Origin of the sequence: Cohnella sp. GbtcB17 (genome assembly GCF_019091135.1) — a bacterium.
GTDB lineage: Bacteria > Bacillota > Bacilli > Paenibacillales > Paenibacillaceae > Cohnella.
Genome location: NZ_JAGXJW010000094.1, coordinates 1 through 17719, shown reverse-complemented (window position 1 = coordinate 17719; position 17719 = coordinate 1). Strand labels below are relative to the sequence as shown.

At 50.0% G+C, this 17719-nt stretch carries 21 protein-coding genes and 1 pseudogene; 16 read left to right on the top strand and 6 right to left on the bottom strand.

Annotated features, from left to right (window positions below):
• The 6 genes from KVT38_RS31545 to KVT38_RS31520 all read left to right on the top strand — a co-directional run.
• A partial coding sequence (locus KVT38_RS31545) for an S-layer homology domain-containing protein (protein WP_217597727.1) occupies positions 1 to 1068 on the top strand: 1068 nt, incomplete at its 5' end.
• Between the two features lie 148 nt (positions 1069 to 1216).
• Positions 1217 to 1600, top strand: coding sequence for a nuclear transport factor 2 family protein (locus KVT38_RS31540; RefSeq protein WP_217597726.1), 384 nt, complete (start codon positions 1217 to 1219; stop codon positions 1598 to 1600).
• 42 nt (positions 1601 to 1642) lie between these two features.
• Positions 1643 to 2491: a class I SAM-dependent methyltransferase gene (locus tag KVT38_RS31535; RefSeq protein WP_217597725.1), complete on the top strand. Its 849-nt coding sequence runs from the start codon at positions 1643 to 1645 to the stop codon at positions 2489 to 2491.
• The gene (locus tag KVT38_RS31530) at positions 2445 to 2792 is read left to right on the top strand and encodes a VOC family protein (RefSeq protein WP_217597724.1); all 348 of its coding nucleotides are present in this window, start codon (positions 2445 to 2447) and stop codon (positions 2790 to 2792) included. The genes KVT38_RS31535 and KVT38_RS31530 overlap by 47 nt, the downstream gene beginning before the upstream one ends.
• Positions 2793 to 2849: 57 nt before the next feature.
• The gene (locus KVT38_RS31525; RefSeq protein WP_217597723.1) at positions 2850 to 3296 is read left to right on the top strand and encodes an acetyltransferase; all 447 of its coding nucleotides are present in this window, start codon (positions 2850 to 2852) and stop codon (positions 3294 to 3296) included.
• Positions 3297 to 3338: 42 nt separating this feature from the next.
• Positions 3339 to 3677, top strand: coding sequence for a VOC family protein (locus tag KVT38_RS31520; protein WP_217597722.1), 339 nt, complete (start codon positions 3339 to 3341; stop codon positions 3675 to 3677).
• Here KVT38_RS31520 and KVT38_RS31515 read toward each other — a convergent pair whose 3' ends face one another.
• Positions 3678 to 4007 (bottom strand): YnfA family protein, encoded by a 330-nt coding sequence (locus KVT38_RS31515; RefSeq protein WP_217597721.1) that lies wholly within the window; start codon positions 4005 to 4007, stop codon positions 3678 to 3680. It abuts the gene before it with no gap.
• A gap of 96 nt (positions 4008 to 4103) precedes the next feature.
• Here KVT38_RS31515 and KVT38_RS31510 point away from each other — a divergent pair, with 96 nt between their 5' ends.
• From KVT38_RS31510 to KVT38_RS31490, 6 genes are all read left to right on the top strand, one after another.
• Entirely contained in the window at positions 4104 to 5024 is a 921-nt protein-coding gene (locus KVT38_RS31510; RefSeq protein WP_217597720.1) for an aminoglycoside phosphotransferase family protein, read from the top strand.
• 298 nt (positions 5025 to 5322) lie between these two features.
• Entirely contained in the window at positions 5323 to 5583 is a 261-nt protein-coding gene (locus tag KVT38_RS35905; RefSeq protein WP_483298208.1) for a DUF6199 family natural product biosynthesis protein, read from the top strand.
• Positions 5584 to 5740: 157 nt separating this feature from the next.
• Positions 5741 to 6655 (top strand): phosphotransferase, encoded by a 915-nt coding sequence (locus KVT38_RS31505; protein ID WP_217597719.1) that lies wholly within the window; start codon positions 5741 to 5743, stop codon positions 6653 to 6655.
• Positions 6656 to 6771: 116 nt separating this feature from the next.
• Entirely contained in the window at positions 6772 to 7323 is a 552-nt protein-coding gene (locus tag KVT38_RS31500) for a GyrI-like domain-containing protein (RefSeq protein WP_217597718.1), read from the top strand.
• Between the two features lie 803 nt (positions 7324 to 8126).
• A complete protein-coding gene (locus KVT38_RS31495; RefSeq protein WP_217597717.1) occupies positions 8127 to 8645 on the top strand; it encodes a hypothetical protein in 519 nt (172 codons plus the stop codon).
• A gap of 51 nt (positions 8646 to 8696) precedes the next feature.
• Positions 8697 to 9116 carry a GNAT family N-acetyltransferase gene (locus KVT38_RS31490; protein WP_217597730.1) on the top strand — a complete coding sequence of 140 codons (420 nt, stop codon included), beginning with the start codon at positions 8697 to 8699 and terminating at the stop codon, positions 9114 to 9116.
• Positions 9117 to 9135: 19 nt separating this feature from the next.
• Here the strand turns inward: KVT38_RS31490 and KVT38_RS31485 are convergent, their stop codons facing one another.
• From KVT38_RS31485 to KVT38_RS31475, 3 genes are read right to left on the bottom strand one after another with little or no spacing between them, the layout of a single operon-like run.
• Positions 9136 to 10029, bottom strand: a complete 894-nt coding sequence (locus KVT38_RS31485) for an alpha/beta fold hydrolase (RefSeq protein WP_217597716.1) — start codon at positions 10027 to 10029, stop codon at positions 9136 to 9138.
• 2 nt (positions 10030 to 10031) lie between these two features.
• Positions 10032 to 10643: a DUF2239 family protein gene (locus tag KVT38_RS31480; protein WP_217597715.1), complete on the bottom strand. Its 612-nt coding sequence runs from the start codon at positions 10641 to 10643 to the stop codon at positions 10032 to 10034.
• Between the two features lie 54 nt (positions 10644 to 10697).
• Positions 10698 to 11588 (bottom strand): LysR family transcriptional regulator, encoded by an 891-nt coding sequence (locus tag KVT38_RS31475; RefSeq protein WP_368859194.1) that lies wholly within the window; start codon positions 11586 to 11588, stop codon positions 10698 to 10700.
• Positions 11589 to 11706: 118 nt separating this feature from the next.
• Between KVT38_RS31475 and KVT38_RS31470 the strand changes: the two genes are divergently transcribed.
• Positions 11707 to 12870, top strand: a complete 1164-nt coding sequence (locus KVT38_RS31470; protein WP_217597714.1) for an MFS transporter — start codon at positions 11707 to 11709, stop codon at positions 12868 to 12870.
• Between the two features lie 95 nt (positions 12871 to 12965).
• Here the strand turns inward: KVT38_RS31470 and KVT38_RS31465 are convergent, their stop codons facing one another.
• The gene (locus tag KVT38_RS31465) at positions 12966 to 13916 is read right to left on the bottom strand and encodes an aldo/keto reductase (RefSeq protein ID WP_217597713.1); all 951 of its coding nucleotides are present in this window, start codon (positions 13914 to 13916) and stop codon (positions 12966 to 12968) included.
• Between the two features lie 109 nt (positions 13917 to 14025).
• Entirely contained in the window at positions 14026 to 14907 is an 882-nt protein-coding gene (locus KVT38_RS31460) for a helix-turn-helix domain-containing protein (RefSeq protein WP_217597728.1), read from the bottom strand.
• A gap of 316 nt (positions 14908 to 15223) precedes the next feature.
• On the opposite strand from KVT38_RS31460, the gene KVT38_RS31455 reads away from it, so the two are divergent.
• The 3 genes and pseudogenes from KVT38_RS31455 to KVT38_RS35900 form a co-directional block, all read left to right on the top strand.
• The gene (locus KVT38_RS31455) at positions 15224 to 15736 is read left to right on the top strand and encodes a DUF6886 family protein (protein WP_217597712.1); all 513 of its coding nucleotides are present in this window, start codon (positions 15224 to 15226) and stop codon (positions 15734 to 15736) included.
• A 55-nt stretch (positions 15737 to 15791) separates the two neighbouring features.
• On the top strand, positions 15792 to 16985 hold the full coding sequence (locus tag KVT38_RS31450) for a winged helix-turn-helix domain-containing protein (protein WP_217597711.1): 1194 nt from the start codon (positions 15792 to 15794) through the stop codon (positions 16983 to 16985).
• 350 nt (positions 16986 to 17335) lie between these two features.
• A pseudogene (locus KVT38_RS35900) lies at positions 17336 to 17493 on the top strand (IS110 family transposase); the annotation flags it as partial.
• Between the last annotated feature and the right edge of the window lie 226 nt (positions 17494 to 17719).

Sequence of the window (17719 nt, the reverse complement as noted above, 5' to 3'; positions counted from 1 at the left end):
ACGCCAACACCGCCCCCGCCACCGCCATCGACACCGACACCAACGCCAACACCGACACCGACACCAACGCCGACACCGACATCGACGCCAACACCGACACCGACGCCAACGCCGGTGTTATGGCCGGCCAACCTGATCGGACAGAGTGGCGGTTCGTATAAGTTCGATGGCGGAGAGATTTTGTTCCCGGCAGGCGTCATGGATCGCCCTTTTCTAGTAACGGTGGACGAGATTGTTGATAAGGATGCCCTCCCGTTATCGGATCGCGAGCGATTCGTCAGCCGCGTATTCGAGTTCAAGAAAGACGTGCCGGGAAATTTCCTCGTCGACTTGACCGTGAAGCTGCGCCTGAACGCTGCTGTAACGCGACAGGATGACATCGAAATCGTGCTTGCTTGGCTGAACGAGGAGACCGAACAGTGGGTTGCGTTCGGCAATCCGGACATCGACTACGAAAGCGGCACGATCGGCGGCACGATCAATCATTTTACTAAATTCGCGGCCATTGCCCGAACGGTCGAGCACGACGATGCTGCGGACGCTTTCCCGGATATTCGGGGCCATTGGGCCGAACCGTCGATTCATCGCTTTATGGAAAGCGGGTTCGTCAAAGGATACCCGGACGGCATGTTCCGGCCGGATCGTCCGATCACGCGGGCGGAGTTCGTAACGATCCTGACCGCTGCGCTGCAATGGGCGCCGACGGGGGATCGAACATTTGCCGACTCGAACAACCATTGGGCGAGGACGGCCATCTCCACGGCGTACGCCCATGGACTCGTGCGGGGCTTGGGCGATGATACCTTCGCGCCGGATCTACCCATCACGAGAGAGCAGATGGCGGTGATGGCGGCGAGCGCCTTGCATTTGGAGAAACCAAAGGTTGCCCCATCCTTCACGGACGGCGAGCAGATCTCGCCATGGGCGAGAGAGGCCTTTGAGGCCGCGGCGAAGCGAGCGATCGTCTCGGGCTATCCGGACGGCACGGCGAGACCTCAAACCCAAGCGACCCGCGCGGAGGCGATCATGGTGATCGAAGGCGTCTTGGGGAACAGGGAAGACGAATAGCGCGAAGTCGCTGCAATCAATCGTATTTTACAGCCTGCCGGCGAGATCCGGCGGGCTGTTTTTCTAATCAGCTGGACAGTTCCAAAATGTGTTAATATGGGCTTGATCTCGTGGCAAATTTCTTTTTAGATAAAGAGGGAGGAGTAGCATGGGGAGTAAAGAAGCAAGGGCCATCATTGAGAATTACGTGGTAGCGTACAACGCATTTGACGTTGAAAAGATGGTTGAGCTTTTGCACAAGGACATTGTTTTCCGGAATATTTCCAATGGAGAAACTACGACGGAGACGAACGGCATACAAGCATTCAAGGCGCTGGCCGAGCAGTCGTCCACGATGTTCTCCAGCCGTTGCCAGACGATCACCGATTACAGGGTGGAAAACGGCAAAGCAGTGATCGGAATCGATTATGAAGGTGTTCTTGCGGTGGATTTTCCAAACGGGTTAAAAAGCGGAGATAAGCTGCAATTAAAAGGAAAATCGACGTTCGAGATAAAGGAAGGAAAAATCTCGCTGATCGAGGATTACAGTTAAATAAGCGGCTTATACGGATTTCCCGCAGGGAAGGAGCATGGTATGTTAGGAGCCGCAGAAGAAGCCTATTTAGCATCCAATAAGAAGAGCTGGGATGAAGAAGCTCCGCGTTTTTTTGGGAGAACGGCTCTTCCCGTATATGGTCCTTTTTTGCCGACGGAAAGCGATTTGCGCCTGTTTGGCGATGTAACCAACCTGAAGGTATTGGAGGTCGGTTGCGGCAGCGGCCACTCTCTGCAGTATATGGCCTCACAAGGAGCCGCGGAGCTTTGGGGAATCGATTTATCCGATACGCAGATCGTTGCTGCGCGAGGGCTGCTCTCCGAATGCAAAGGCATCGTGAATCTTTTTCAAGGCGCTATGGAAAAGAATCCGGGTATTCCAACGGAATACTTTGATATCGTATATTCGATCTATGCGATGGGTTGGACCGTAGATTTGCCGAGTACGTTGAACCATCTGCACAGCTACTTGAAGCCTGGCGGGAAGTTTATCTTTAGCTGGGAGCATCCGCTTCATAGTCGAATTGAACAAAGCGGAGACCGACTGATCGTCGCCAAATCCTATCATGAGGAAGGCCCGCAGCAGTGCGAGCCGTGGGACAGCCCCGCCATCATGAATCAGCTTAAACTTGGCACGTATATTAACGCGTTGATCGAAGCGGGTTTTCAAATCGAGAAGGTCGTTGAAGATGCGGTCTTCGAAGAGGATGTTCAATCGTCAACTCCCGCATCGTGGTATTCGTATCAAAAGGCATCCTTGATTCCTCCGGCGTTTATATCAAGTGCGCGAAAAGGTGAAGCGACCGGGTTTCCAACCTTGACGAAGTTAGGAGTCGATTGCGATGATCAAAGGCTTTGGAGGCGTGTTCTGGAGAACCAACCAGCTTGAGGCGATCAAAAAGTGGTACGGCGAAGTGCTGGAGATCGAGATCGACGATTGGAACGGGACGATCATCCAGCCGCAGGAAGGCAACCGGACGGTCTTTTCGTTTTTTGCCGGGGACGACGGCTATTTTCCACCCGAGCAGCAGGTAATGTTGAATTTCCAGGCGCACGACCTGGACGAGATGCTTCGGCATCTGGAGCGGATCGGCGTGCCGCTTGCCAAGGACAAAGAGGTTGGCGACTATGGCAAGTTCGCTTGGATTAAAGATCCCGAAGGCCGCTTGGTCGAGCTTTGGGAAAAGTAAACTTAGTACCGAACAGACGCGATTCAACGCGTCGGACATCGTGGAGGATAAAAGTCAATGAACTGGCAGTTAGCACAGGCCGAGCCGCATGAACACGAGCGGCTGGTTGACATCTGGGAGCGCGCAGTGCGGGCTACCCATCATTTTCTGGCGGAATCGGACATTCAATTCTATCATCGTATCGTGCGAGACGAAGCGCTCGGGGCGGTCGAGCTATGGGTCGCGCGCGACGCGCATGGTGCCCCGGTCGGCTTCATGGGACTTGACGGCGAACGAATCGAGATGCTGTTCGTCGATCCCGATTATCATGGACAGAGAATCGGCAGCGAGCTGATCCGGCATGCAGAGCGCATGAAGGGCCCGGGTCTGGAGGTCGACGTGAACGAGCAGAATGAAGGCGCGTATGCCTTTTACAGCCGATACGGGTTCGTTCAGACCGGAAGATCGGAAATGGACGGCTCGGGCAAGCCTTTCCCGCTGCTTCATATGAAGCTTCGAAGTTAGGTAAGAGATAAGCCAACTGCGATTTGCGAGGAGCGTGCAAATGTGAAGTTAAACCATCTCAATCTAACCGTTACCGATGTGCAGGCAACTGCGGATTTTTTGGCCCGATATTTCGATATGCGAATCGGGCACACCCGCGGCAACGCCATGGCCTTCCTGTTCGACGACAGCGGCTTCATGCTTGCGCTGATGAAGGGCAAGGAAGTCTCCTATCCCGACAACTTCCATATTGGCTTCATTCAACCAAGCGAAGAACGGGTGAACGAGATCAACCAACGAATGCGCGAGGACGGGGTCGAGGTGGATCAACCGAAGCGGACCCACTCATGGACGTTCTACGTCAAAGCGCCGGGCGGATTCCTGATCGAGGTGCTGCATTGATTAACCGCTTCTCGGCGCCCACAGCATGACCGATACGCCCACGAGACAAATGGCGGCCCCGATCCAATCGTACAGGTCGGGCGCCTTTTTATCGATGAGCCATCCCCATAGAACGGCAAGCACGATAAACACGCCGCCATAAGCCGCGTATACGCGCCCGAACGAGGGGAAGTTTTGCAGCGTCGGAACGATCCCGTATACGACAAGGATAAGGCTGCCGACGATGCCGTACCACAGCGGCCTCGATTCCCTTAGCCACAACCACACCATGTAACCGCCGCCGATCTCGGCCAACCCGGCAATCGCGAATAGTAAAATAGCGAGCAGCAAACGAAAGCCCCTTTCCAACGAGCACCTTTTTAAAACTAGTTTAGCACGGCCGCAGACAGGAAGACTTCGGGAAAATAGAAGGGAGCCACAGCGCTGATGTTTGCGATACCCGATACTTTTAGGAAAAGAATGCATGAGCTCCACGGCGAGGAAGGAGCCGCATGGACGGAGGCGTTGCCCGGGTTGGTTCGCGAGTTCGCGCAGCGCTTCGGTTTTGTCCCGGAGCAGCCTTTTTCCAACTTGTCCTACAACTTCTTGCTTCGCGCGAAGCGCAGCGACGGCCATCCGGTCGTCCTTAAAGCGTCGTTCATGAAAGAAGAGCTGTCCAGGGAAATCAAGGTGCTTCGCGCCTACGAGGGGCGGGGAACGATCCGTGTGCTGGATGAAGACGAGGACAGGGGCGCGGCATTGCTTGAATGCGTAGAACCGGGCACGCCGTTATCGGCGATCGAGGACGATGCGGCCGCGACCGAGATTTTTTGCGAAGTATTTAACGGCCTTCAACACTCGGCTCCGACCGATGCGGGGTACCATTCCATGAAGCGGCACTTCGCGGGCATCGAGCGATACCGTGAGAGGCAAAGCGGCGGGGAGAGTGAAGCTCCGCTGCCGGAGAGCTGGCTGGAAAATGCGGAAGAATGCCTGGCCTACCTCATCTCGACGACGAGCGAGAATGTTCTGCTGCACGGCGATCTTCATCATGAGAACATCCTGCTCCGTGGCGAATCGCAATGGGCGGTCATCGATCCGAAAGGCGTCGTCGGCGACATCCATTTCGAGACGATACAATACCTGCTTAACTACGAAGATCGAGGCGGCGATCGCGAGCAAGTGCTGCACAATAGAATCGCCATTATGGCCGATCGTCTCGATCTGGACCGTCGCCGGATCGCGATGTGGGGCGTCGCGCGAGGCGTGCTCGACGCGTGCTGGACGATTGAAGACGGAGGAACGGACTGGCAGCGGGGGATCGGCATATCGGAGCGCTTTGCGAAATATTTAAATAAGATAGTTTAAAACAGTCTGGGGGTGCGTCTATGGTAGCTTTTCTTTTTAGCGCCATTTATCTCGTGCCGATATTGAGCTTCGTTTTTATCGTGACTTTATTAAAGGCGATTGAGAAGATCGTTCATAAAAGGCGTTACGGCGCAGTGATGTTTTGGTGCGGCATGTTTTTTGCTTTAGATATGTGGACGATTAGCGTGTCGGCGTCTTTGTCGTCTTTGAACTGATCGTTGGATGGGTGGAATGCGCGACTTGTCGGTCAGGAGGGGATTAAAACGAAAACAAGACTGGCATTGGCAAGTGTAATTGTATGCGTGTTGGAAGAGATGAGGAGATAAACATGGGAGACAGAATTACTCTTGCACTGTTCATCGCAATAATACTAATGGTCCCAGGGATATTCTCAATAATAAAACCTGAAATGATGTATAAGTCTTCAGCTACATTCGTATCTCCAAAAAGTCCATCAAAAGCTACAATCAAAAGATTTATTATAAGCGGATATGTTAGTGTTTGCTTAGGGATCGTATTAGTAATAGTTGCATTACTTGGAGGGTTCAAAGGGACGTAGTCAGTGTTACGCTAACGGAATACGTTAGCAGAACGAGCCTCGCGGCAGCCGGTCAGACGATCGGCTGCCGTTTCCGTTTGAAGTAATGGACAGTTATGCGTAACTTCCAGGGAATGTAAGCGTCTAAAAAAGTAAGGAACGAGGAGGCAGATATTTCATGGGAGGAACAAATGTATGGGATGCGGAGTGGGAGGTTAACGAAGAGCAGGCGCGGATGCTGATCGGCAGACAATTCCCTCAGCTGTCATCGAAAGAAGTGAGGCGATTGGACTGGGGCTGGGACAATACGGTTTTTCTCATCAGTGACGAGTACGTGTTCCGGTTTCCAAGAAGAACGATTGCAGTTAGCTCGATTCGTATGGAAGGGAAGCTGCTGCCGATGCTGGATGCATTTATGACCATCCCCTATCCCAAACCGTTGTTTTATGGCGAAGCAAGTGACGAATACCCGGCACCATTTCTTGGCTATGCTTATGTGCCGGGAGATTTTCCCATCGGGTTGACGGAAGAACGCCGGGCTTTATCGGCAGAGACGCTGGCGAAATTTTTGCGGAGATTGCATGCGTTTCCGGTGCAGGCGGCGCTGAAGTGCGGAGTTCAGCAAGATCATCGAAGCCTGACGGACATCGCATCGCGCAAAGTGAAATTGGAGGGCTTTCTATCGAAGTTGGTTGAGCACTTGTCGCCGGAGGAGTACGGCGTGATCGAAGCGTATATTAGCAGGCTGCAAACGGACCATGTCGAGGCGGTGAATGCACTGCTACATGGCGATCTTCATTTCAAAAATATGCTTGTGAATGAGAAAGGGATCGTTTCCGGCATTATTGATTGGGGCGATCTGAGCGTAGGCCATCCGGCTTGCGATTTGAGCGTTGCTTACAGCTTTTTACCACCATACGCGCGCGGCGTGTTTTTCGAAACTTACGGAGGAGCGGACGAGGAAACGAAGTTGCTGGCGCGGCTAATCGCGGTATATATCCCCGTACTGATCTTGATGCAAGCGGTCGATGACAGAAATAAAGCGATTGCGGCAGAGGCGAAATCCAACATCATGCGGGCACTGTCGGATTAAGCACATTATGTCGTTGCAGCTTTGGGCTATGGTTGCGCTGACGGAGAACGAGAGTTCAATCAGACACAACGGCAGCAGGTCAAAAGAAATGAACAAAGCGTTAGGGAGCTGTCTGAGTGTTCGATATTATTGAAAAGCAGCGGTTTTCAGTAATCGGTAAAATGGGAGAAGGACTCTCATCTGAAAGTTCGAATTGGATACCGCCTCTGTGGCAAGAGGCAAACAGTAATTTTATAGAAATCAGTACTCTCGCAAAAAAAAATGCGAATGGAAACATTGTTGGCATTTGGGGAGCGATGAGTGATTTTAGTGGTAAGTTTGAAAGGTGGAAGGAAGGTGGGAAATATCTAGCGGGATGCGAAGTTGCTGACGATGCAATTCCTCCAGATGGATGGACGAAGTGGACTCTCCCTGCATTCAAATTTGTTGTGTCAAAGTGTACGCAGAAGTCATATAAAGACACCTTGAAAAAAATTCTTTCGGAATACTTGCCACAAAAAATTATCCAATTGTCGGAGCAATTCAAGAGTTCTATGATCCAAAGGACAATAGCGGGGAATTGTTCTTATGCATACCTATTGAAAAAATCTAAATATGCCTCAAGAATCCATTTCGGAAAACGACACTTTAATCTTGCAGCTGCCAAGCTTGATCTGTCAGGCTGTTAAGCTAACTGGCGGTTTACGCAGCTATCATATATCTGACCTTTGGAGGTCGTTCCGCTGTATTACAACATCACTAAACGGATTTCGTATTTCATAATATTAATCGGAGTATTGTTGATTATTTTTGGTTTGTGGCAATACATGCCCAAGTCATTTTCATCCGACACACCAGACAATGTTTTTATGTCCATAATTGCCAAAAGAGTGATATATCCTATTTTTGGTTTTGTGTTAACGATTATTGGTTATACGTTTTTGAAATTCGTTCGTGAAAATGAAGAACAAATGCAGTTGCTTAGGGAAGAGCTAAGTCGGTTAACAAAAGTGGTTGAACAAATACAGAAGAAGCCATAACTTATTTGCTCGATGCTATAGCTGCGCTCCCTCGGGCTGGTTAACGCATTTGTTTAGATGAAATTATTAATTCAAGGAGAGGTGACAGTAATGAAGGCGCTAAGTAAAGAGGAACTGATTGAGTTGGTAAGGGAAATTATGAACGCTGATGGCAGGAAGAAGAAATCGATGATCGGATTGAACTTCTCAAATATAACGTCCCACATCCGGAAGTGAGTGACCTCATTTACTGGAATGAAAACGAACTAACTGCAGAACAAATCGTTGAACAAGCACTAAGTTTTAAGCCCATTCAGCTTGGGACCGGGGCGGATGAGTAAGCTTGGTTAAGAGGAAGCTGTACGAACTAGGAACGATATTTCGATAATGCGAAAAAGGGGGAGATTTACATCGCGAACTACTTCAATATTTCAATGCCTGTTATCGATTTTCTTATGCAGAGCCAGCATGCAATGATGAGCCATGGCGTTAAACTGTACGCCGAAATATTTGTTAATGCCGAAGGCGACCGTCAATATTCATCTTTCGAAAGTGAAGAAATGGAATTATTCGCGGGCTATTTCACAAATACGGCGTATAACTCATTTTTCTTTTCTTGCTATCCCGTACAAGCCACAACGCAAATCAAAAAATTCGGATATTTTTATAATGAACCGGGTTCCTATTCGATCGAAGTTAAAGGCGGCAGAGAAACCGATAAAAGTCGAGAACTCATTCAAATGCGTATGATATCCAAGCAACCGGATAAACAGATTCAATCTTTTTATCGAACTTTACAAAAAGACTTAAAGAAGATCTCGGGCTTGCAGAAACATGATCAAAGGAAATATTTTTATTTGCCGACGGAAAAGTTTATCATACCTGCAAATTCACAATCAAAGAACACGAGGGATCATTGGGAAGACTTTTGTCTTTTAAACATAAAGACGACTTGCTATTTCGTAAGCGCTGGTATTGCAGCGTGTACTTGAATTCCTAAGGCATTTGGATGCCCGAGCGTGGCAGCGCAAGAGGAGATAATGATGATCATCAGGGAAGCAAGTATGACAGACTATCCACGATTGAGACAAATTTATCTGGACGCCCGACGTGACAGTTTCCATTGGGCTAATGCTGATGAGATGACGCTTGATGATTTTGACCGGGATACGTCGGAAGAACAAATTGTTCTGGCGGAGGAGAACGCCCAAGTTCTCGGGTTCGCCTCCTTGTATGTGCCTAACCGCTTTATTCACAATTTGTTTGTCCACCCGACTGCTTCCGGCAAAGGTGTTGGCGGTCTGCTGCTCAAACGCGCTGTGGCCGAGCTTGGAACGCCAGTCACGTTAAAATGCGTCTCCGAGAATCATAGAGCGCTCCGTTTCTATAAAAATCGGGGCTGGAAAGCCGTCGTGGAGGAAGGAGCGCCTGGCGCGAGATATTGGGTTCTTGTTTATGAATGAACCAGGAAGAACCGAGAGATCAAGACTGCGAACGAGCCGTTCGCTCAATGGCATCGGAAATGACCGGGTACAGTTGATGCGGAATGTCGTGCCCCATGCCGTCAACAAGCATGAACTCGGCGCCGGGAATGGCAGAAGCCGTGTCCTCGCCGCACGCCGGGACGAATAAGGGATCGTCCGCACCATGAATGACAAGAGTCGGTGCTTTGATGGTCGCCAGCCGCGGACGACGGTCGCCGGAGACCGCGATCGCAGCGATTTGTCGTCCGACACTGCCTGGATCGTAGGCGCGCTGGACTTCCTCCAGAACAAGGGCCCGATAAGCGTCCTCTTCGAACGGATAGCCCGTGCCCGCGATGCGTTTGGCAAAAGTGAGGCTATGTGCCAAAAAGCCGGCTTCATCCTCAAAGGGGTTCGGCGCCGGTGTCGTCATCATCGCCATGACCTCGGGAGAAGCTTGCGGAAGGGCGGGATTACCGGAGCTGGACATGATGGAGGTGAGGGATAGAACCCGGTCAGGGTACTCGCTTGCAGCAATCTGGGCGATCATACCTCCCATTGACCTGCCAACGATATGGGCCCGGTCGATGGACAGGGCGTCGAGCAGTCCGATCGCGTCGTTTGCCATGTCATCTAGCGTGTAAGGGATGTCCGGCCGCTGTCCCGACATGAGCGCAGTCGCCAATGCGGCAAAATCCATCGTCCGGTAATGGCTAAAATGCGTTGAACAGCCTACGTCGCGATTGTCAAAGCGGATCACCCGGAACCCCCGCGCCGCCAACCCTTCGCAAAATGGAACCGTCCAGCGAATCATCTGGGTTCCAAGCCCGGCGATCAGGAGGATCGCCTCGTCAGTTTCATGACCGAATTGGTCATAGGCCAGCTCAACGCCGTTCACTTTCAAAATGTTCATCGTTATGTTCTCCTCTCTGGAAATGCATGGACGGATAATTTCTTGATATGGTCTCGGATATCAGGCGCCCAATCTTCGATAAAGCGATTAAAACGATCCCCATCACCGGCAAACAGTGCGCGCAAAGCTTCTTCGTAATGAAGGAAGTCCCCGGCCATCGCTGTCATAAAGTTATAGGTTGCTTCTTGTGACTCGCGGATGGTACTCCGCTGTTCTCCTGCGCGGCGAGCTTCATCAATCAGTTTTCGTAACGTTACCGACGCCCCGCCAGGTTGGCTCTTGAGCCATTCCCATTGCCGAGGCAATAACGTAACTTCGCCGGATACAACACCAAGCTTGGGGCGACCGACCCGCCGTGTCGTCTGGGGATTCACTTCCGTATCGGATGCGCCGCTAAATTGTTCTTCTAATCGTTGAAGCACATCATCTATCTTTCCACGAAAATCGACATCGATCGGCTTCCCCGTGGAATCGTCAAATATAAGCAGCTGTGTGCGTTCACTGTCACTCAGAGCAGCCTTCACTGTAGTAACGACGTGCTGCAACGAACCGCTTGCGACGATCCCCTCGCCCGAAAATGCCGTGCAGGTTAATTGCGTTAGGGCTTGATTCATGCGGATCTCCTTTCTGCTCATTTGAATTATACCCGGGTAAAAATAAAAAATCAATTAGCGCATTTTGGATTGAAAAAATTCAATGAGCCTCTCCGATAACTTCTGCTGGGCCTTGCTGATAAATCGGTCTGCATAGTACGTCAGCTCCAGGTGGCGAATGGGCGCAGGCTCGGAGATGGGGATGGATACGATATCTGGCCAATCCAAATGTTGTTGAAGCAAGTCTCTCGGTTGTATAGTGACGCCAACGCCGGCGGAAACTAATTGCAGCAATGAGGAGGCCGAGTCCACCTCCATTACAGTCGGCAATTCAAAGCCTTGTTTTCTGCATGCTTCATCCACCAAATCCCGACCCAAATAGCCCTTCGGGTACATCACAAGCGAATGCTGCTTGAGCTCCTCCAGAGCGATCTCATCCCTCTTGGCCAGCTCACTTGCCGTATGGACAAACAAGTAGTAAGGCTCGCTTCCCAGAGGGACTTGAACCAGTCTTTTATCAACGGGACTACGAAGTCCAATGCCTAAATCGACTTTATGATTAAGCACCTCATCCCTTACAAAGATCGTCGAGAAAACTTGGAGCTGGGTGTCGGGATATTGGGTCTTGAATTCGACGAAGAGCGGAACTAATCGGAAATCCAGATCCGACGGCAATACCGCCAGCCGAACGGTGCCTCGTTTCTCGGAGATAAGTTCTTTAATCGCATTTTTCGCATCCGTTTCGGCTTGCAGCATTTTGATACCGTATTGATGCAGCAGCTTGCCCGCCTCTGTCACGATCACTTTTTTGCCGATGCGATCGAAGAGCGGGATACCGAAATCTGCCTCAAGCAGGCGAATCTGCTGGCTTAACGTAGGCTGAGAAATACCGAGCGCCTCGGCGGCCTTTGTAAAATGAAGATGCTCATATACAGCCATGAAATACGTTATATTTCGAGTATCCACGTTTTTACCTTCTTTTCGATAGTATTTTACTATCATAATAATACGATTTATTGTATTGATCAATGATTGTTAGGGTTCTATACTCATCCTTACTTAGCAGCAGGGGGGATGAGCAGCAATGAAAAAACGATTTTATTTATTCGCTTTATGTATGGCGGCCCTGAATCTACGACCCATCATTACGTCAGCGGCCGTTTTGCTCGGTACGATCCAATCCCAGCTGGAGATGAACGCTTTGACGGCGAGTCTTCTTACCACATTGCCTGTTTTGTGCATGGGGATATTTTCTCCGGTCGCGACAGTGATAAGCCATCGAATCGGACTGGAACGTACTGTCTTTTTCTCGCTCATTCTCATTACTTTAGCTACGGTACTGCGGGGAAGCGACAGTTCTGTCATGATGCTGCTCGTTACTGCTCTGGCAGGAGGAATCGGTATCAGCTTGGCCGGGCCGATGCTGTCCAGTTTTATTAAGAAGTATTTCCCGGAGAGACCTGATATCGTCAGCGTTTATTCGATATCGATGACGGTAGGCGCTGCATTGGCTTCGGGCTTCACAATTCCGATATACACGCGCAGCGGACATAACTTGCTATTCGCTTTGTCCTGCTGGGCCATTCCAGGTTTGCTCGCACTTATGGCTTGGCTTGCCTTGGTTCGACGCAAGCATCATCCATCGAACGCTACCACGCGTCAGAAACTCCCGATCGCGAACAAAAAAGCGATTCAGTTGACCGTATTTTTTGGTTTGATGGCCAGCATGTTTTACTCGATGACAGCATGGATTTCCCCAATCGCCCGCAGCTTCGGATACAGCCCGGCAAGTTCCGCGATGTTTCTTACTATTTTCACCATGATCCAGATTCCGATTGCATGGATCGTTCCGCGTGTCGTTAAACGTTACGGAAAACCCAAATTGCTGCTTGTCTTATGCAGCTTGTCGGAGCTTATAGGCGTGGGCATGCTGCTGCTGCAGTTTCCGATGCTTCCGGCCGTCCTTTTTCTAGGGATTGGGGCCGGCGGATTGTTCCCTTTGGCGCTGATGCTCCCGATTAGCGAGACCAGGACGGCGGAGGAAGCCGGAACCTGGTCGGCCATGTCGCAGATGGGCGGTTATGTGATGGGGGCTTGCGGTCCGCTTTTGATGGGCTGGATCTATGATCAGAGCGGGAGCTTCAAATCTTCGATTTTCGCGATGCTCCTTATCGTTATGGCGATGATCGCCGTGCAGGTATGGATGACCGTGGGCAGCAAAGAAGCGGAAGGACAGGTGAATCATTGAAGATCGCGCTGTATTGAAGATGGATCATTACTGAGAACAGCCTGCCGACGGGATCGGCAGGCTGTTCGGCTAACGGGCAGGATCGCTCAACAGATTTAATGCATCGGCTTTTCCCATTCCCCTTTGATTACGATTCCTGTCTCTTTGGCCGCTGCCTCAAGATCAAGGATTTCCTGTGCGGTCAGCTCGATTTCGGCCGCTTTTGCAGCGTCGGCAATTTGGGCAGTTCTCGTAACGCCGATGATCGGAACGGTTCCTTTCGCGATGGCCCAAGCGATTGCAACTTGCGCAGAAGTCGCATGATGCTTGTCGCCGACTTCCTTCATCACATGGATCAAGCCTTCCAGCCTCGCAAGCACGTCTTCATTAAACGCCTCACCTCTTCTGGTGCCGCTTGGGAGAGGATTTTTCGCATTGTATTTGTCGGTTAATGCGCCTTGCTCCAACACCATATAGGAGAAAAACACGATGTTGTTTTCGTGGCAGTAATCAATAATTCCGGCTTCTTCGGACGAACGGTACAGCAAGCTGTAATGATTTTGTACAGCAGAGATTCGCAGCCCTTCTTCTGCCAGAATACTTTGCGCGAGTTTGATTTCCTCCAGATTGTGGTTGGAGACGCCTGCATATTTTACTTTTCCGCTTTTCATGAGCGGAATCAGCTCTGGCGTCCATCTTTTTACATCCAGCGGATTGTGAATCCAATAGATATCCATATGTTCTGCGCCGAGCCGCTTCAGGCTGCTGTTCAAGCTGTCTTCAACAGGCCCGCCAACTCGCGGATTAAATTTCGTTGAGAGCAGCACATCGTCGCGGCCTTTTGTAAACTCGCCCAGAATACTTTCGGAGGCTCCCATTCCGTACACAGGCGCAGTATCCCATAAATAGAGCCCGGCCTGCATCGCCGAATCAAAAACCGGTTTTAATTGTGCCGCGGAAAGATTATTCCCGAAAATAGCATCCCCGCCGCCTTGACCGGTCCCCCATGACCAGGTACCAAGCGCGATCGGAGGAATCCATTCGTTTTGCAATTTGATCTTTTTCATTTGTTTCAACGCCCTTCTATATTTAATGCTGCTGCGTTTACCGCATGAGTTAAGATTATCAAGGAGTCGAATGAAGATCTTTGCCTGCAGGCTCATCCTATTTGTTTATTTAGCTCATTTTGTTTCTAAACGCCGACGGCGGGAGTCCGAATCTGTCCTTGAATACTTTGGAAAAGTGGGCGATATTTTCGAATCCGGTCGAAAAACAGATATCCGTCACAGAAAACGCCGTATTCGCCAGCAGTTCCTTGGCTTTATCCAGCCTCCGATTGCGAACCCATTTGAGCGGCGTGGTGTTGTATACGGCTTGAAAATCCCTTTTGAACGTCGCTACGCTTCTGCCGGACAAATAGGCCAGGTCGTTCAGGGAAACGGGATTCAAGAAGTTCTCCTCCATGACCTTTGCGATGCTGCCTCTGTCCTTGCTAACGGGTTGCACCATTTGATGCAAAAAACGTTCATTCGAATCTGCGATGTGAAACAGTAATTCCATCAGCTTTACGCGAACCAGACCTTCTATGACTTCATCCGGATTGTTGAAATAGGGTTTTAACGACTCGATATAGCTTCCAATGCGGTCATTGATCGGGAAGATGGTGATCGGAACGACATCATTCACGAGATAAATGGGTTTGAGACCGGCAAAAGTGAGGAATTCATCTACGATCTTCTCGTTCAGGAAAAACATCATATAGTCGAGGATGTAATCGGAATCGGGTTCGCCCGTTTTTTCGTACTCGACGCCAATGGATTTATGAATAAGCATCATTTCGTTGCTTCGCATCGTATAAGCTTGATCGCCGAAGCGAACGGTATAGACGCCCGATTTGACGATGAGCAGCAGATGATCCTGCAGAAAAAAGGCTCCTTTTATGCCTTGCGTGTAAAAACAAAATTCGATCACGGACATTCCTTCCAGCTTCAAGCTCCCTTTTTTATGCGGAGACTTTACCAGTTCATGAGGCGCCTTGACCATCTTGCTTGATCTCATTGTCACGGATGTCCCCGCCTTGCTTGTACCGACGATTGCTCTATTTTCCACTACTTATTCACCCTTTCGGTTATGCCATTCCCGATGTTTCTTAACAAACGGTTCACCGCTTATCCTTTTAGTATAGCTGGAAACAGGCGCGAGTACTTTGCTGAAAAGCTCAAACGATTTGTTTATTTAGCTCCTGCATACGCTGTTGCTGAAGCTTGTTTTAATGACTGTATCGGTCAATGATATTGAAGTACACTACAAGTAGGAGATGCTTTAAATAGAGGCCAGGGATGATTCGATTCGCATGTCGTGGAGGAGGAACGAATTGCTTTTTCATTTCAGCGAGGACGATAGCATTCCCATATTTGTGCCTAAAGAGAAGCAAAATCGCCCGGATTTTCCTGCGGTTGTATGGGCAATCGACGAAGCACATGAGTTTACCTATTATTTCCCGAGGGACTGCCCTCGAATCGTTTGTAGAAGAGACGAAGCGACGGCAGACCGACACTTGCAGCTTTTCTTTAACCATACGATAGCCGATACTATCGTTACCGTAGAAAGTGACTGGTATACAAGGATTTCAAAGCAAACCCTCTTTAGATATTGCTTTGACGATGAGGGCTTTGCGCTTTTTGACGCGACTGCTGGATATTATATTTCTCGTCAGGTTGTACAGCCTAAGAAGGTTGAGGTGTACGGGAACTTGATCGAAAGATTAATACAAAAAGGAATCGAATTAAGGTTTACATCGAATTTAAATCCGCTCAGAGAAGCCATATTGGCTTCCGACTTTAAAGGATTTGGCATACATCGATTTAACAACGCAAAAAGGATGTAATCCATGAAGCAATCGGTGCACGAGTGCAGCGCCAAATGAAGGAGCCGATGTGTACTTGATCCAATTGACGAACCGCCAGGCACGGCAGTTTCTGCTATTGAAGCACGGACTATTGGGCGAATATCGTTTTGCCGGCAAGCAGGGCGTATTGGATTTTGTGCGGCAGGCCGGCTGTATTCAATACGATCCCATCGATGTTTGCGGAAAAAACGCCGAGCTGGTGCTGCAGTCGCGAATCAAAGGATTTACCAAAAGCATGCTCGCCGAGCTGCTGTATCAAGATCGATTGCTTGTCGATTATCCCGACAAAAATTTGGCCATTATCCCTGTCGAGGACTGGCCCTATTTTGAACGGTACAGGCAGGCCGCACGGCAACATGCCGAGCGCTATCCCGACATGGAAGCTTTGATGGAGCAAGTGCGCGCACACATTCGATATCACGGCTCGCTAAGTTCGGACGATCTGAAATTGGACGGGAACTTCGCTTGGCGATCAGCCATTCACTGGAGCAGCGGCAGCAATTCATCCCGGTCGGTGCTGGAGCAGATGTACTCGACTGGCGAGTTGATTATCCATCACAAAAAAGGAACGCGTAAGTATTACGATATCGCCGAAAAGTACATAACGCCGGATCTGCTGAATGCGCCGGAGCCGCTGGAGGACGAGCTTGAGCATCATAAGTGGCGAGTACTGCGCCGAATCGGTGCGGTTGGCCTGTTATGGAATCGCGCATCCGATGCGTGGTTAAACATATGGGGGTTCAAAGCGGAGCATCGCAACGAGGTTTTTCGCCAGCTTTTGCACGAAGCTCGCATCGTTGCCGTTGGCGTGGAACAAATGAAAGAGCCCCTTTATTGCCGCGTAGAGGACTTGCCGCTTATTGAAGCGGTTCTGCAAAATCCAGCGCCGGAATGGCGCTGCGAGCTGATTGCCCCGCTGGATAATTTCATATGGGACAGAAAACTGATTAACGAATGTTTTGGATTCGATTACACCTGGGAGATCTACACACCTGCAGACAAACGCAAATTCGGCTATTATGTGTTGCCTATCCTATACGGAGAAAGGTTCATCGGACGAGCCGAGATCATCGCGGAACGAAAAACCGGGACGCTTGTTGTCAAAAACATCTGGTACGAAAAAGACGTAAAGCCTACCAAGCCATTGCGAACATCCTTAAACGAGTGCTTTCAGCGTTTTGCGCTGTTCAACGAATGCGGGACGATTGTCGGAGCGATTATGGACTGATAAATAAGAATAAATCGGTGGTAGACAAATACAGGCTACTTCCGGGATTTAGGGATTATGCCGATTATGCTGACTATTCTACATTGATGAGTATGAAATAGACGAGGATAATTGGACAGAAGGTTTCACTGGATATAGCATGCTTCATAACGCTAACTGGAGACGATAGCAGAGTGAACATCGCGGCAGCCGGCTAGGTCGGTAGCCGCTGTTCATTGAAGTTACTAGCAGCATTCCTATAATGCAGAAGTATCAGGTTTGAGAAATAAAAAGACTCCTTGGTAAGAGGTTTAAGGGTCCAGTAAGCTGGCCAGCGAGCGGATCCAAAAACAAACCAAGGAGAGTACAATATGAATTCTACTCAAAACGTACGATTACTCAAATCACAGCCACGTCTCTCATCGTCGGGGTAGACATCGCCAAGTTTAAGCCTGTGGCTCGAGCTCAGGACTTCAGGGGCGTCGAAATCGGAAAGTCCGTAACCTTCGAGAACACGTTAAATGGGTTTGTTTTTTCTACAGCTGTCGCTTAATGAAGCGTCTTAGGGAAACCTTCACGCCATGAAGCGAACCGCGGACTCCAACCATTCCGAAGTGCCTTTGTATTAAGCGCTCCGCGTTCTCCTCTCCCGCTTCCTGGCATGGTCTTGGGTTCAGGAGCGTTAAGGGCTTTCGCAAAGACAGGAACCCATTCGGTACCCGCTGCCGGATCGCTGTCCACAATGTTATAGGTTC